Annotated in this window: 12 protein-coding genes and 1 pseudogene; 4 read left to right on the top strand and 9 right to left on the bottom strand. The window is 74.6% G+C overall.

Features of this window, described 5'->3' with window-relative positions; all coding sequences use genetic code 11:
* Positions 1-246 precede the first annotated feature (246 nt).
* Positions 247-2,844 (bottom strand): DUF4132 domain-containing protein, encoded by a 2,598-nt coding sequence (locus ACIRVF_RS41390; RefSeq protein ID WP_402829992.1) that lies wholly within the window; start codon positions 2,842-2,844, stop codon positions 247-249.
* On the bottom strand, positions 2,844-3,242 hold the full coding sequence (locus ACIRVF_RS41385; RefSeq protein WP_402829990.1) for a hypothetical protein: 399 nt from the start codon (positions 3,240-3,242) through the stop codon (positions 2,844-2,846). The genes ACIRVF_RS41390 and ACIRVF_RS41385 overlap by 1 nt, the downstream gene beginning before the upstream one ends.
* A 118-nt stretch (positions 3,243-3,360) precedes the next feature.
* Here ACIRVF_RS41385 and ACIRVF_RS41380 point away from each other — a divergent pair, with 118 nt between their 5' ends.
* Positions 3,361-4,938, top strand: coding sequence for a phytoene desaturase family protein (locus ACIRVF_RS41380; protein WP_402829989.1), 1,578 nt, complete (start codon positions 3,361-3,363; stop codon positions 4,936-4,938).
* Between the two features lie 74 nt (positions 4,939-5,012).
* On the opposite strand, the gene ACIRVF_RS41375 is transcribed toward ACIRVF_RS41380, so the two are convergent.
* On the bottom strand, positions 5,013-5,708 hold the full coding sequence (locus ACIRVF_RS41375) for a hypothetical protein (RefSeq protein ID WP_402829986.1): 696 nt from the start codon (positions 5,706-5,708) through the stop codon (positions 5,013-5,015).
* 312 nt (positions 5,709-6,020) lie between these two features.
* Between ACIRVF_RS41375 and ACIRVF_RS41370 the strand changes: the two genes are divergently transcribed.
* The 3 genes from ACIRVF_RS41370 to ACIRVF_RS41360 all read left to right on the top strand — a co-directional run bounded on the left by ACIRVF_RS41370 (position 6,021) and on the right by ACIRVF_RS41360 (position 9,043).
* Positions 6,021-6,575: a TetR/AcrR family transcriptional regulator gene (locus ACIRVF_RS41370; protein WP_402829983.1), complete on the top strand. Its 555-nt coding sequence runs from the start codon at positions 6,021-6,023 to the stop codon at positions 6,573-6,575.
* Positions 6,576-6,795: 220 nt separating this feature from the next.
* Positions 6,796-7,827 carry an agmatine/peptidylarginine deiminase gene (locus ACIRVF_RS41365; protein ID WP_402829980.1) on the top strand — a complete coding sequence of 344 codons (1,032 nt, stop codon included), beginning with the start codon at positions 6,796-6,798 and terminating at the stop codon, positions 7,825-7,827.
* 49 nt (positions 7,828-7,876) lie between these two features.
* Positions 7,877-9,043 (top strand): agmatine/peptidylarginine deiminase, encoded by a 1,167-nt coding sequence (locus tag ACIRVF_RS41360; protein ID WP_402829977.1) that lies wholly within the window; start codon positions 7,877-7,879, stop codon positions 9,041-9,043.
* A gap of 47 nt (positions 9,044-9,090) precedes the next feature.
* On the opposite strand, the pseudogene ACIRVF_RS41355 reads toward ACIRVF_RS41360, so the two are convergent.
* From ACIRVF_RS41355 to ACIRVF_RS41330, 6 genes and pseudogenes are all read right to left on the bottom strand, one after another.
* Positions 9,091-9,294, bottom strand: a pseudogene (locus tag ACIRVF_RS41355) (agmatine deiminase family protein); the annotation flags it as partial.
* Positions 9,295-9,532: 238 nt separating this feature from the next.
* Entirely contained in the window at positions 9,533-10,306 is a 774-nt protein-coding gene (locus ACIRVF_RS41350; protein WP_402829976.1) for an NADase-type glycan-binding domain-containing protein, read from the bottom strand.
* A 552-nt stretch (positions 10,307-10,858) separates the two neighbouring features.
* On the bottom strand, positions 10,859-11,422 hold the full coding sequence (locus tag ACIRVF_RS41345) for a phage tail protein I (RefSeq protein WP_402829974.1): 564 nt from the start codon (positions 11,420-11,422) through the stop codon (positions 10,859-10,861).
* Entirely contained in the window at positions 11,419-13,380 is a 1,962-nt protein-coding gene (locus tag ACIRVF_RS41340) for a putative baseplate assembly protein (RefSeq protein ID WP_402829972.1), read from the bottom strand. The genes ACIRVF_RS41345 and ACIRVF_RS41340 overlap by 4 nt, the downstream gene beginning before the upstream one ends.
* The gene (locus ACIRVF_RS41335; RefSeq protein ID WP_402829970.1) at positions 13,380-13,832 is read right to left on the bottom strand and encodes a GPW/gp25 family protein; all 453 of its coding nucleotides are present in this window, start codon (positions 13,830-13,832) and stop codon (positions 13,380-13,382) included. Before ACIRVF_RS41335 ends, ACIRVF_RS41340 begins: the two co-directional genes overlap by 1 nt.
* A complete protein-coding gene (locus tag ACIRVF_RS41330; RefSeq protein ID WP_402829967.1) occupies positions 13,829-14,140 on the bottom strand; it encodes a PAAR domain-containing protein in 312 nt (103 codons plus the stop codon). Before ACIRVF_RS41330 ends, ACIRVF_RS41335 begins: the two co-directional genes overlap by 4 nt.
* Positions 14,141-14,165: the final 25 nt, after the last annotated feature.

The following is a 14,165-nucleotide window of genomic DNA, read 5'->3' as shown; positions in this document are numbered from 1 at the left end:
ACCTGGTGTTTCTGTGGATTGGCCGCCCCGGGACCGTCCGCGCAGAACCTGCGTGTCCGGTGCTCCCTGCCGAGCGACTGGGAGACAGTACCCCTACTCGGCGCTCGAAACAAACGCCCTGCCCGGGGCGGCCGCGGAGGAGGACCGACGGCCCCGGGCAGGGCGACGGACCTACCGGAAGAGGCGGTCGCCGCCGTCGGCCCTCCGTGCAGGTGTTCCAAGTGGCATAGCTCCGCCCACGGGCGGTCAGCGCTGCGCCAGTTGGGCGGTGATGGCCGGGTCGGTGATCGCCGTGTCATCGGCCAGCATGACCGCCTTGCTGAGGATGACCGCCAGCATCCGGTCGCCCTCGAACGGCAGGTACGGCAGATGCGGACCGTCCGGGGAACCAGCCCGCCCGTCGGCCGCGCCGTCCGAGGCCGGCACGATGCACAGGTACCGGTCGTCGGGCGTCATCAGGACGTTGCCCGAGCCCAGGTGGATGCGGTAGGTGTGCAGTTCGCCGCGCACCTCCAGGAAGCGCCCCTCCACCGTGCAGCGCGCCCCGACCGCCAGCCGGGGCAGCAGCCGCGCCAACAGCTCGCCGCGCTCGCGGGCGCTCTGCGACAACTCACCGAAGCCGTACTCCTGCCAGTAGTCGCGGTAGCGCCCCTCCGGCCCGCCGTCCGACCAGGTCGGGTCGTTGCCGACGCTGCACACGCCCACGAACAGGTCCACGTCGCGCAGTACCTCGCTCAGCACCATGGGCGGCACCTCCGTGAGCGGCACCGGCTCGGGTGTCCGGACGCCCGGACCCATGACCGGGCCGAACCGGCCGCTGCCCGCGTGGGTGAGGTTCTCCGGCGCGTCGATCGGGTAGAAGCGCACCTGGTCGGTGCCCAGGTGATCGAAGGTTTCTCCCCAGTCCGCGTCCGTGCCGTTCACCCAGAACTCGGCGCGCAGGCCCCACTCGGGCAGCAGGCGCTTCGGAGCGGCGACGGAGTTGTCCACCGCCAACTGCAGCTGGCTGTGCCAGCCCCGTGTGCCCGCCAGCGCGTGGAACCGGTGCTGGCGCAGCACGTGTGCGGCGAAGCGGTTGGAGTAGACCCGGGTGTGCTCCTCCGCCGGGGTGAGCAGGTACACCTCCCGGTGCGCCTGCTTGAAGGGCTGGACGACTCGGTGGCGTTCCAGCAGGGCGCGCCAGGCGAGCACCTCCTCGACCGGGTGGCCGACCGGGTGCCACAGTTCGACCGCCGCGTCGGCGGCAGGCGCGGGCTCGTCGCCGGTCAGGGTGCGCAGCGCGCCGTCCAGCCAGGCGCAGGCCGTGCCGTCGACGGCCCAGATCAGCCGGCGGGCCAGGGTACCGACCAGCGGGTGGTCCATGATGCGTTCGCGCCAGGCTCCGTACTGCCAGCTGCGCCGGGCCAGGAACTGCCGGTCCAGCCGCTCGGACTGGGCCGTCAGCATCTTCTCCAGGTCCTTGACCTCCGCCTTGAACTCCTTCAGCCCGTCGGCGTGGTCGCGGCGCACCGAGGCCGGCGGGGACTTCACCGGACGGCCGGCCTCGTTGTACCAGGCCTGCCGCACCCGGGTGCCTTCCACCGTCAGCTCCACCCGGGCGTCGCCGAAGCACTCGACGCGTCGGCCCGGCTCCGTCATTCCGTAGCTGGGGACGGCGAGTTCCTCGATCTCGGCCCGGCCGAGGCCGAGCGCCGCGGCCCGGTCCCGGAGCGCCTTGTCGAGTTCCTTGACGGTGCCCTTGTACGTCACCCGGGTGGTGAGGACGGCCAGTTGCGCGAGCCCCTCCTCGCCGTCCAGCCGGGCGAGGCCGTGCACGGCGGCGTTGGCCACCTTGGGTGCCTGGGGGCCGATGCCGGGCACCTTGCGCAGCGCGTGCTCCACCAGTCGCCCCAGCGCCCGGGCGCTCTCGGGACGGGCCGGGGCCAGGGGCAGCAGCAGGGCGATTCCGCGCAGCGCATCCAGGTTGTACGGGTCGAGCCGGCCGGCGCCCGCGCCGTCCGGGTCCGCGACCAGTTCGAGGGTGCGCGGACGGCCTACCAGCGAGAGCCACTCGGTGATCCGCTCGCGGGCCCGGTCCGGACCGACCGCCGCTATCAGCTCCCTCCCGGTCCGTTCCCAACGGGCCGTGGGTTTTGCTGACTTGAGCTCGAAGGCGTGCTTGAGCAGGGCCGCCCAGGGGCCGCCCTCTCCCCCGGCCGGACCGCGCCGCGAACCGAGCCGGGCATCCAGGCGCTCGGCGTCGAGAAGCTCGGCGTCGAGTTCGGCGACGTCTGCGAGGACCCGGTCGGCCCAGGCCTCGCCGGGGCTGAGCAGCGGCTCGGTGAGCGCCGCCGCGAGGTCGACGACGGCGCTGTGATGGGGCCGGATCGACAGGGCGCTGCGACGGACGGCGGCGACCACCGCGGGGTCGACCGGCCGGCCCGCGGCGATCTCCTCGCCGATCAGCGCCTCCGCCTCGTGGAGCTCGGAGAGGAGCCACTGGCGGCCCATCAGGTACAGGCGGTCCTCGCGGAGCTCACGGGCCGGCCCCGGCGGGAAGCCGCGGGACACCGTGGCGGCCAGGTGGATCAGCGCGGTGCGCTCCCGCCTGATCCGCTCGGCCTCCACGGGCCGCCACAGCATCAGCGTCCACTGCACCAGGCCCGCCACCAGCGCGGCCCGGGTGTTCCGGTGCAGTTCGAGCAGCCGTTCGCGGACGGGCTGCACTCGCTCGTCGGACCAGTCGCCGCCCAGGGCGGCGTCGACCTCCGACAGCGCCCTCACGATCCCGTCCACGTGGCCGGTGTCGAGCGCGTCGAGCAGCCGGACCGCCGCGGCGTCGAAGGGATCGGTCGTCGTCATCATCAGCCACCCACCAGCGGAACGAGTTTCAGGAAGCACACCTCGGTGTCGGCGCGCAGGTCCAGCTCGGCGTCCAGGTCCTCGATCTGCCGGTCACCGACGAGCACCAGGAAGCCGTTGCGGCCGAACGCCTCGACGGCGTCGAGGAACTGCCGCTCGGGGTCGACCGCGCGGCCCGCCCCCGGCCGCCGGTGGTCCCCGTTCAGGCTCCGCTCGACCGGGGTCGGCCGCACCGGGCCGTGGAACGCCCCGGGGCGGCCGGCGTCGTGGTCTGCCACCTCCCGGTGCACCCGGCGGCGGATCAGCTCGCGCAGTGTCAGCCGCTCCTCCTCGACGGCGAGCCGCCACGCGTCCCGCCGCACCCCCGATGTCGTCTCGTCGACGAAGATCACTGTCGCCATGCCGCAGACCCTAGCCACCGGCACCGACAGCGGGCCGTGCGGGACGGGCCCGCGACCTCGGACCGGTCTCCGTGCGCACCCTGTTCCCCGGCCCGCCCGGGTGCCGTACCGTGACCGGATGACCACGATCGTGTCTTCCCGGTACGACGCCGTGATCGTCGGCGGCGGGCACAACGGACTGGTGGCCGCGGCCTACCTGGCACGGGCCGGCCGACGGGTGCTGGTCCTCGAACGGCTGCCCCGCGTCGGCGGGGCAGCCGTCTCCACCCAGGCCTTCCCGGGCGTGGACGCCCGGCTGTCGCGCTACTCCTACCTGGTCAGCCTGCTGCCGCGGAAGGTGGTCCGGGACCTCGGACTGCGGCTGGAGCTGCGCCGGCGCCGGATCGCCTCCTACACCCCCACCGAGCGGGACGGGAAGCCCACCGGCCTGCTGGTCGACGCGGCCGACCCCGACCGGACCCGGGAGTCGTTCCGGGCGCTGACCGGCGGCGACCGGGAGTGGCGGGCCTGGCAGCACTTCTACGGGATGACCGGGGGCGTCGCCCGGCGGGTGTTCCCGACGCTCACCGAGCCGCTGCCCCTCCGCGCCGAGCTGCGCCGACTGGTCGAGGACGAGGCGGCCTGGACGGCCCTGTTCGAGCGGCCGCTCGGCGAGACCGTCGAACGTGCCTTCACGGACGACCTGGTGCGCGGGGTGGTCCTGACGGACGCGCTGATCGGCACCTTCACCCACGCCCACGACCCTGGACTCCGGCAGAACCGCTGCTTCCTCTACCACGTGATCGGCAACGGAACCGGCGACTGGGACGTCCCGGTCGGCGGGATGGGAGCGGTGACCGACGCACTGGCCGGGGCCGCGCTGACGGCCGGCGCGGAGATCCGGACCGGCTGCGAGGTCACCACCGTCGCCACCGACGGCCGCGGCGACGCCGAGGTGACGTACCGGCACCGGGACGGCGAGACGACGGTGGCGGCGCCCAAGGTCCTGGTGAACGCCGCGCCGGCCGTCCTGGCCCGGCTGCTGGGCGAGGAGCCGGGGCCCGCCCCCGAGGGCTCCCAGCTGAAGGTCAACATGGTGCTGCGCCGCCTGCCGCGGCTGCGGGACGCCGCCGCCGACCCGCGCGAGGCCTTCGCCGGAACCTTCCACATCGCCGAGGGCTACCGCCAGTTGGAGAGCGCGTACACCGAGGCGCTGGCCGGTCGGATGCCCTCGGCGCCGCCGTCCGAGATCTACTGCCACACGCTGACCGACCCGTCGATCCTGGGCCCGGAGTCCGCCCGGCAGGGGCTGCAGACCCTGACCCTGTTCGGTCTGCACATGCCCGCCCGGCTGTTCGGCGACCCTGCGGCCAAGGAGCGCGCCCTGGCCGCGAGCCTGGCGCAGCTGGACGCGGTGCTGGCCGAGCCGATCGCCGACTGCCTGGCCACGGACGCCGACGGACGGCCCTGCGTCGAGGCCCGGACGCCGCCGGAGCTGGAGCGGGAGATCGGCCTGCCGGGCGGCCACATCTTCCACCGGGACCTCGCCTTCCCCTTCGCCGACGAGGAGCCGCCGGACGCCGCCGCCCGCTGGGGCGTGGCCACGGCCCGCCCGAACGTCCTGCTGTGCGGGGCGGGCGCCGTCCGCGGCGGCGGCGTCAGCGGCATCCCGGGGCACAACGCGGCGCAGGCCGTCCTGGCGGAGCGGGGCCGCTGACGGGAAGGCCGTCCCGGCCCCGGTCGGGGCGCCGGGACGGCCCGGGCGTTCACCCTGGACGCGGGCGAGCGCCCCTAGGCGCGGGCGAGCACCCAGCCGCCGAGGCCGTCGCAGGCGCCGGCGTTGTAGCTGGTGGAGCGGAATCCGGGCGGGACGGGCGAACCCGGGCAGGTCCACAGGCCCACGCGGGCGGTGTTGTGGCGCCAGGCCCCGGCGCCGTCGCAGCCGGCCGCCATGTGGCCGGTGATCACGTAACCGGCCACCACCGGGGAGCCCGAACAGGTCCAGATCCCGTCGTGCGGCCGGCTGTGCTGCCAGGCGCCGATACCGCCGCAGCCGGCCCGCAGGTGGTTGCTGATGACGTAGCCGGGTACGACGGGCGAGCCGGAGCAGGTCCAGATGCCGTCGTGGACGAGGTTGTGGCGCCACGCGCCGATCCCGCGGCAGCCGGAGGTCAGGTGGTCGGTGATCACGTAACCGGCCACCACCGGGGAGCCGGAACAGGTCCACATCCCGTCCTTGACCGGCTGCTGGTACCAGGAGCCGTAGCCGCCGCAGCCCGCGGGGTCGTGGTCCGTGATGACGTTCCCGGCGGCCACGGGCTGCCCGGAGCAGGCCCACTTGCCCGCGAAGCCCCACGCGGGCTTGGCCTCCGCCACGGACATGCCGGAGACCGTGCCGCCCAGGGCGACGGCCGCGACCAGGGCGACCGCCGCCGCGACGGCCCCGGCGCCCCGGCCGACGACCACTGCCGTCGCACGCCTCCACAACCGGCGAAGAATCATGTTCCTTGTACTCCAGGGGTGTTGGGGACGGTTGGAGTCCCGCCGAACCGGACTCCCGGCGGCGGAACGAGAGTCACCCTAGGTGGTGGCGCCGTGAAAATTCAGCGGAGGATCCGAGAATTCCGCCCCGGTGCCCCACCTTGTCCGAAAGCCGACCCGACCGCTCGTCCGCGGGCGCGGCCGGAAGCGCCCCGCCGGCCCGTTGGCGCTCCCTGATGGGATTTTCAGTGCACGGAGCGATCTTGTGCCGCCCCGCCGGTAAGGTGGTGGACCGTGGCCAGTCGTAAAACGTCGATCATGGAAGCAGCGGCGCGGGTGATCGCGCGGCGCGGGGTGCGCGGGCTGCGGGTGGAGGAACTCGCGGCGGAGGCGGGCGTGTCCACCGCGCTGATCTACTACCACTTCAAGGACCGCACGGGGATCCTCCGGCAGACGCTGGAGTTCATCAACGACCGGGCCGAGCGCTACACGACCGAGCGCGCCGCCGACGCGCCGCCGCTGACGGCCCGCGAGGAGCTGGAGCAGACGCTGCTGCTGGAACTCCAGGAGACCGTCGAGGTCAGGGAGAACAGCACCGCCTGGGGCGAGCTGCGGGCGAGCGCGGTGTTCGACGAGACCCTGCGCGAGGACCTGGCGCGGGCCACCCGGATCTGGGTCCAGGAGGTCGCGGAGCTCCTCGGCGCCGTGCGGCCGATGTCCTCTGCGGTCGCGCTGGCCGGCGCGGCGGAGCGGCTGACCGCGCTGCTGGAGGGGCTGAGCACGCGCTGGCTCAGCGGCAGCCTGCCGCTGAGCCACGCCCGCACGCTGATGGCCGACGCGATCGACGCCGAGGTGACCCGGCTAGGCGCCTGAGGCAGGCCCCCGTTCGTCACACACGGTGCACTCCCACCGGTGAACGAGTCACTTCGCGCCCCGATGTTTGACTGATTTTTCAGTCAGTGACAGCCTGATGCCGCGGGCAGCGTGCTGTCGCCACCCTCCCCCGTGGTGCGCCGGTGCGTCCCGCCGCGAAGAGTGGACCTGGCGGCGCCGCGCGCCCTCCCGGCACCACCGCACGATCTGGAGGACCCTCATGAGCCACCACCACCGTTCCGCCGAGGCGTACCCGTGGGTGCCCGCGGACGACGTCCCGCATGCGCGGACCTGGATGTCCTGGCCCTCCCGCCGGGGCGTGTGGGGGCTGCGTCTGGGCGGCGTCCAGGAGGACATCGCCCTGATCGCCCGCACCGTCGCCCAGTTCGAGCCGGTGGTCATGTGCGCCCCCGACGACCGGACGGCGGACAAGGCCCGGGCTCGCTGCGGCCCCGCGGTGGAGGTGATCACCGCCATCCCCACCGACGACCTGTGGATGCGCGACACCGCGCCGGTCTTCCGCCGCGACGGCTACGGCGGTCTGGAGGCCGTCGTCCTCAACTTCAACGGCTGGGGCAACAAGCAGGTCCACCACGACGACGCCCGGGTCGCCGAGCGGCTCGCCACCCACCGGGGCCTGCGCCACTCCTTCGCGGACTTCGTCGGCGAGGGCGGCGCGATCGAGACCGACGGCGACGGCACCGTGATGGCCACCGAGAGCAGCCTGGTCAACAAGAACCGCAACCGCGGCATGAGCCGGGACGAGATCGAGGACGCCGTCCTGGAGGCCTACGGCGCGGACAGGATGATCTGGCTGCCCGGGATCAAGGGCAGGGACATCACCGACGACCACATCGACGTCACATCCCGCTTCGTCCGCCCCGGCGTGGTGATGGTGCAGCTGCCGCCGGCCGACCGCACCGACGAGTGGGCACGGGACGCCCGCGAGCAGTTCGCCATCCTGTCCGCCGCGACCGACGCCCGGGGCCGCCGGCTGCACGTCGTCGTGGTGCACGGCCCGGACACCGTCCGCTCCCGCAGCTCCGAGTTCGTGGACTCCTACCTCAACTTCCACCTCGTCAACGGCGGCGTCATCACCGCCCGGTTCGGCGACGCCTGCAAGGACACCGCCGCCCGGGACACCCTCGCCGCGGCCTTCCCCGGCCGGGAGGTGGTGCAGCTCGACGTCGACCGGCTGATGGCCGGCGGCGGCGGCATCCACTGCTCGACCATGCACGAGCCGCTGCCCTAGCCGTCCCGCCCCCTCCTTCCGCCGACCCGACCACAGCCGGAGTACCCGCATGACCAACGCCCTGTCCCGCCGTACCCTGATGCGCTCCCTGGCCGGCGCGGGCGTCCTCGCCCTCGGCCTGACCGCCTGCAACGACCTGGACGGCCTCGACGCGGGGGGTGCCGCATCGGCCTCCCCCCAGCCCGGCGGTACCGCCGCGGGCGGCACCGGCGCCCGCCGCTTCGGCGCCGAGTGGGAGAAGCACCTGCGCACCGTGATGTCCTGGCCCGCCTCCGAGACGGTCTGGGGCGAGCAGCTCCCGGACGTCCGCCGGGACGTGGCCGGCCTGGCCCGGGCGATCTCGGCCCGTGAGCCGGTCGTGCTGATGGCCCGTCCCGAGCAGGCGGACGCCGCCCGGCAGGCCTGCGGTTCGGCGGTCGAGGTGGTGCCGATCGCCGTCGACGACCTGTGGGCCCGCGACACCCTGCCGGTGTTCGTCGAGGAGGACGGCAAGGTCAAGGGCGTCGACTTCAACTTCAACGGCTGGGGCGGCAAGCAGCAGCGCGGCAACGACTCCAAGGTCGCCCGCACGGTGCTGGCCAGGTACGGCGTGGAGCGGGTCGAGACCCGGCTGGTCGCCGAGGGCGGCTCCTTCGAGACCGACGGCCAGGGCACCCTGATGGTCACCGAGAGCTCCGTCGTCAACGACAACCGCAACCCGGGGATGAGCCGCGACCAGGTCGAGGCGGAGCTGAAGAAGGCCCTCGGCGTGACCGAGGTGATCTGGCTGGCGGGCGTCAAGGGCAAGGACATCACCGACGCCCATGTGGACTGCCTGTCCCGGTTCGTCGCCCCCGGAGTCGTCCTGCTCGACCGGGCCTTCCCCGGCAGCCCGGCGGACGTCTGGTCCCGCGCGGCCGACCAGGCGCGCGGCGTGCTCAACGACGCCACCGACGCGACCGGCAAGAAACTGCAGGTGATCGAGCTCCAGCAGCCCGATCCGGACAGGATCACCGGGCGCGGCGACGCCTTCGTCTCCTCCTACATGAACTTCTACATCGGCAACAAGGGCGTCTACCTGCCGAAGTTCGGCGACGACCGGGCCGACGAGCGGGCGCAGCAGGTCCTCAGGCAGTACTTCCCCGACCGGGAGATCGTCCCGGTGAGGATCGACGCGATCGCGGCCGGGGGCGGCGGCATCCACTGCGCCACCCACGACGTTCCCGCGCTCGGCTGACCGGCGGGCCGCCCCGGGGCCCGTCCGCGCACGGGGAGCCGGCCGGCGACCCGGGAGTCCTCGCCGTGGGTCTGCTTGCCGCCCCAGCCGTTGGAGTTGAAGTCGATTCCGGCGAGGCCCTGGGGGCCGGTGACGAAGGTCTGACCGGTGTCCCGGGGCCACAGGTCGTCGACGGACGGCTCCAACACCTCGACCGAGGAGCCGCGGGCCCGGCGGCCCTGGGCGGCCTGGTCGGAGCGGGCCGGCAGCACGACCGGTTCGAGCCAGTGATCGCCTGGGCCGGCGCGGCGGCTGCCGGCCGTCGGGGAGTCGGGGAGTCGGGGAGTCGGGTGCGGGCTCGACTCCGCGGGCTACTGGCAGAACGATCAGGATCTGGCGCGGCGCCGCTCCGCCGGCCGGGGGACTCCCCCCGGCCCCCGCTCGTGGCGCAGCCGGTGCTCGGTGCGGATGCCGGACCGGGCGGACCGGGCGGACCGCCTGCCGGTGGGCTCAGGTGCGTTTGAAGAACTCCACCTCCGCCAGGGCGATGGTGCGGCCGGGGCCGGTCCCCGCCGCCTCGCGGACGGTGAGCTTCACCTGGACGACGTCGCTGATCCCGGTCGCCACGGTCTGCGGGCCCGGCTGGTCGTTGAGGGTGAGCTCCTTGCGGTGCAGTTCCCCGTCCGAGGAGGTGACCTCCAGGGACAGCGCCAGCGGACGGGCCTGGCGCCGGAACTGCTCCGGGTCCGCGGAGGCGCCGGTGTGGATGATCAGGTCGACCAGTCGGAACGGGGTTCGGAAGCTGAAGTTGACCGAATCCCCGATCGCGGGCGCCCCCCAGTAGCTGTTGCTGAGGCCGTCGGCGGCCGCGGTCGCCGGATGGCCATCGACGGCGGCGCTCGCCGAGGTCAGCGACGGGGTGATCGGGGCGGTGCTGCGGACCTTGTCCAGCACGTCCTGGAAGGCGCTCACGCCGACCGGGTACAGCAGGATCCCGGCCACCACCAGTGCGGCCAGTACGGCCAGCGCGATGGTGCGGCGCAGCGCGTTGCCCGAGCCGCCGATCCGCACCCGGCGGCGGAACGGCCAACGGGTGCGCCACCAGGGCAGTTTCGGCGGCGGCGCGGTGACGGACAGCGGCGCGGCGCAGCGGCGGCAGAACTGGCGCTCGGGCAGGTTGGGGGTGCCGCACCGGGGGCAGGGCGGCCCGTCCTGGACCTCCTCGGCCGCGGACGCCCGGACGAGGGGGCGCGGTGCGACGGGCTTGGCGGGCTGGACGGCCACCGGATCGGCCTGCGGTTGGGCTTTCGGTGCGGTTTGCGGGTCGGTTTGCGGATCGGTTTGCGGATCGGCCTTCGGTTCGGGGGCGGGGGCCTGCGGGGGCACCGGCGCCGGCGCCGGGGTCGGGGTGGGCGCCGGGGCCGGAGTCGGCTCGGGAGCCCGCGGGGCCCGGGGCTCCTCGACGGGTTCGGTCGGTGGCGCGGCGGCCGGGGCGGGCGGCTGGTTCCGCCTGCTGCGCGCGGTGACCCGGCGGGAAACGTTCCGCCAGCTGGACTCGGTGCGCCCGGTCTCGGGTGCGGCGGGCGCAGCGGACTCGGGGGGCGCAGCGGACCCGGCGGAGGAGGCGGAGGCAGTGGACTCGGCCCGAGCCGTGGGCCCGGTCTCCGACGCGCCGGCCCCCGGCGCCGGCGCCGATTCGGTCCGCACGGGAGCCGCCGGTCCGGGCGCGGGCGCCGTGGCGGCCGTCCGCGACCACCCCAGGTACGCCCCGCAGTTGCCGCAGAAGTCGTCCCCCTCCCCGTTGGCCGTCCCGCAGTCCGGGCACACCGGCATCCGTCAGCCCTCCGTTCGCCCGGGTGGACCGGGCAGGATCTCGACCCGGCAGGTCAGGTGGACCGGGCAGCCCGCCCGGACCGCGGCCAGCACCTGGTCCTCGTCCAGGCCCGCGCCGTGCAGCGGCCAGACCCGGACCAGCACCTCGCCGCCCGGCGCGGGAAGCGGTGCGCCGCCGGGTTCGGCCGTCCAGGACGCGCCGCCGCCGTCCGCGATCTCGGCACCGGCGTCGAGCACCAGGCGCAGCCGCTCGGCGAGTCCGCGCCGGGTGCCGCGCCACCGGTGCAGTTCCACGGCGCGCCCGACCACCGCGCGCCGCACCTCCTCCGGCCAGGCCGGGTCGAGGTCCACCGCGAGCCAGGAGGCCAGCCAGTCCAGGAAGTCGGTGGGAGCGAGGCGGGGCCGGAAGTAGGCGGGCAGGTTGTCCAGGGTCGCGAACACGGGGGCGAGGACGGTGTCCAGGCCGGCCGTGAAGCGCTGGGCGAGGTCGTCGTCCGCGAACATCGCGGGCAGCAGCTCGCCGATCGGGTGCGGGCTGGCCAGCCCGGGAACGGCGGCCCTGGTCATGACGCCCCGTCCTGGTCGGCCGTGGTGACCACGATCTGGTGCTGGTGCGAGAAGACCAGGGCGTCCGGGGGGACGTCGACCCGCTCGGCGGGCGCGCCCCGCCGGCCGGTGATCGGGTCGGCCGGGAACAGCCGCAGCTCCTCGACCCCCGCGACGGCAGCCACCCGCTGGAGGACGGCGAACACCTCCCCGTACTGCACCGCCCGGCCGAACGGCCAGCCCGAGCCGTCGGCGCCGCCGCGCAGCGGGTTGAGGTGGCGGTAGAGGGCGTCGAGGGCCGCCTCGCGGACCCGGTCGGGGTCCGCGGCGCGGGTGGTGAGCCGGGCGACCACCGTCACGCCCTGGTAGGTGGGCGGCTGGACGAGGATCCGGGTGCCGATCAGCCGCCGCTCGTCCAGGGCGGTCGCCACGGCGGCCAGCACCTGCTCGTCGGGGATGAGCTGCTCGAACCGCAGCCGCTCGCCCTCGTCCGCGACGGCGTCGGGGACGACCAGCACCCGCACCGCCCCGGCCCCGCCGTCCTCCGCGGGCACGCAGCGGACCCGGGCGGCGGAGGGGGCCGCCTGCCGGGCGATCAGCTCGAAGTCCCCGGCGGTGACGGCGCGTTCCTGCAGCCGCAGCTGGTGCGGGGCGCGCAGTTTGGCGTTCTCCACGGTCTCGCCGTCGACCCCGCCCCTGGCTGCCTCGCGGTTGTCCACCCGCGCGATGTACGGGACGGAGCTGCGCAGCACCGTGACGGTGTTGCGGGCGACGTTGCCCGCCGTCCCGCCGCCGGTGCGGTAGCGCGGGACGCGCAGCCGAGCGCCCTTGGGCGGCACCGCGCCGAAGGCGCGCAGGCTGCCGTCGGGCTCCCGGACGGCGGGCGGGAGCTGGAACTCGCCGGTGGTCGCGTCGAGCACCACGTGCCGGTCGGTCGGCGAGGAGTCGCCGAAGTGTTCGACGACCGTCCACGGCTGCCACCCGTCCCCGGCCGAGACCTCGACCACCGGGGGCCCGTCGTCCAGCAGCACCGGCGGCCGGGCGAGCCGGAAGCGCTGGCCCGCGACGCCCTCGGAGGTGCCGAGCGGCGCGTCGGTGACGGTCTGGGCGTGGACGGCGGTCGCGGTGCCGCCGACGGTGAACACCTCGGCCCGGCGGACGGTCGGGGACTCCGAGTAGAACGGCTGGCCGGGGCGCGGCTCGGTGACCCGGCAGCGCAGCCAGCCGGCCCGGCGGCCGGCGACCACCGAAGCGGTGTGTCCGGCGGGGACGAACACCACGACCTCGCCGGGCCGGTTGAGGCCGCCGGTGGTGTCGTCGCCGGTCTCGCAGGCGATCCAGCGCGCGCCGTCCCAGATCTCCCAGGCCAGCGGCGGCTGGCGCGGGTCGACGCCGACGCCCTCCACCCGGCTGTCCAGCCGGACGGCCAGGATGCAGCGCGGGACCACGGCGGGCAGGGCGAACAGCATGGCGTCGCCGACCGCCGGGCGCGGCTGGAAGCAGGGCACGTCCGCGCCGTCGGCCAGCCGGGCGGTCGCGTCGGAGTGCTCGCCCGCGGCGGAGACGGTGACCAGCCGCTCCAGCGAGCTGGGGACGATCGGGAGGTCCTCGGCGGTGGCGAAGACCACCGCGTCGTCGGTCTCGGTCCGCAGGGTGGAGACCTCGGTGCCGGCCCGCAGCAGGACCGTCTCGGGCTGCGGGGCGGAGAGCCAGAAGTCGACCTCGGCCCGGGCCGCGGCGGGCGGGAAGAGCCGGATGCCCAGCAGGTCGAGGAAGGCGGCGTAGTTCTTCTCCGGCACCCGGTTCAGCCGGTAGAGCAGCTGGTCCACCAGGTAGGCGAAGGTCTCGATGAGGGTGACGCCCGGGTCGGAGACGTTGTGGTCGGTCCACTCCGGCGCGCGCTGCTGGACGTAGCGCTTGGCCTCGTCGACGAGTTGCTGGAAGCGGCGGTCGTCCAGGTTCGGTGAGGGCAGGGCCATCAGCGCTCACCCCCGCCCACCGCGGCCGGGGAACCCGCCGCCGGGAACTCCGCGTCCGGCGACTCCGGGATGGTGTAGAAGGGGAAGACCAGGTTGCGGCGGTCGTTGGTGGCCCGGACGGTGTAGTGGACGTCGATGTAGAGGGTGCCCTCGTCGACCCGGTCGAAGGCGATCACCACGTCGTCGACCCCGATCCGCGGCTCCCAGCGTTCCAGCGCGATCCGCACCTCGCGGGCGATCCGCCCGGCGGTGGAGCTGTCGCCCGGGGCGAAGACGTACTCGTGGATGCCGCAGCCGAACTCCGGGCGCATCGGCCGCTCGCCGGGGGCGGTGCCGAGGATCAACCGGATGGCCTCCGCGATCTCCCGGTCCCGCTCCACCATGCCGATGCCGCCGGTGGCGTTCACCCGCAGCGGGAAGGCCCAGCCCCGGCCGATGAAGTTGCTGGTCACGCCGGCCCCCCGATCAGCACGTTGAACGCCCCGGCGACGATGGCGGCGCCGCAGGTGGTCCTGTCGCCCACCCGGGCGGCGGGGAATCCGCCGATCAGCGTCACCCCCCTGGTCACCGTGCCGAGTTCGGGCTCCACCAGGTTGGCGGGGCCCATCTCCAGGTGCGGGACGCAGGCGTGCAGGGTGCCGACCACGGCGGCGGGGCGGCCGCCGATCAGCACGGTCTCCACCGCGAGGGCGCCCGGCGGCGGGGTGGCGAGGGTGCCGCCGTGATCGGTGGGGTCGCCGCTCCGGGCTGCGGGGGGCATGTACGGTCTCCGTTCCGTTCCACTG

It is taken from the genome of Kitasatospora sp. NPDC101157 (assembly GCF_044768255.1).
In the GTDB taxonomy this organism is placed as follows: Bacteria; Actinomycetota; Actinomycetes; order Streptomycetales; family Streptomycetaceae; genus Kitasatospora.
Note: the sequence above shows the minus strand (reverse complement) of the source record. Positions and strands in the feature narration are given on the sequence as shown.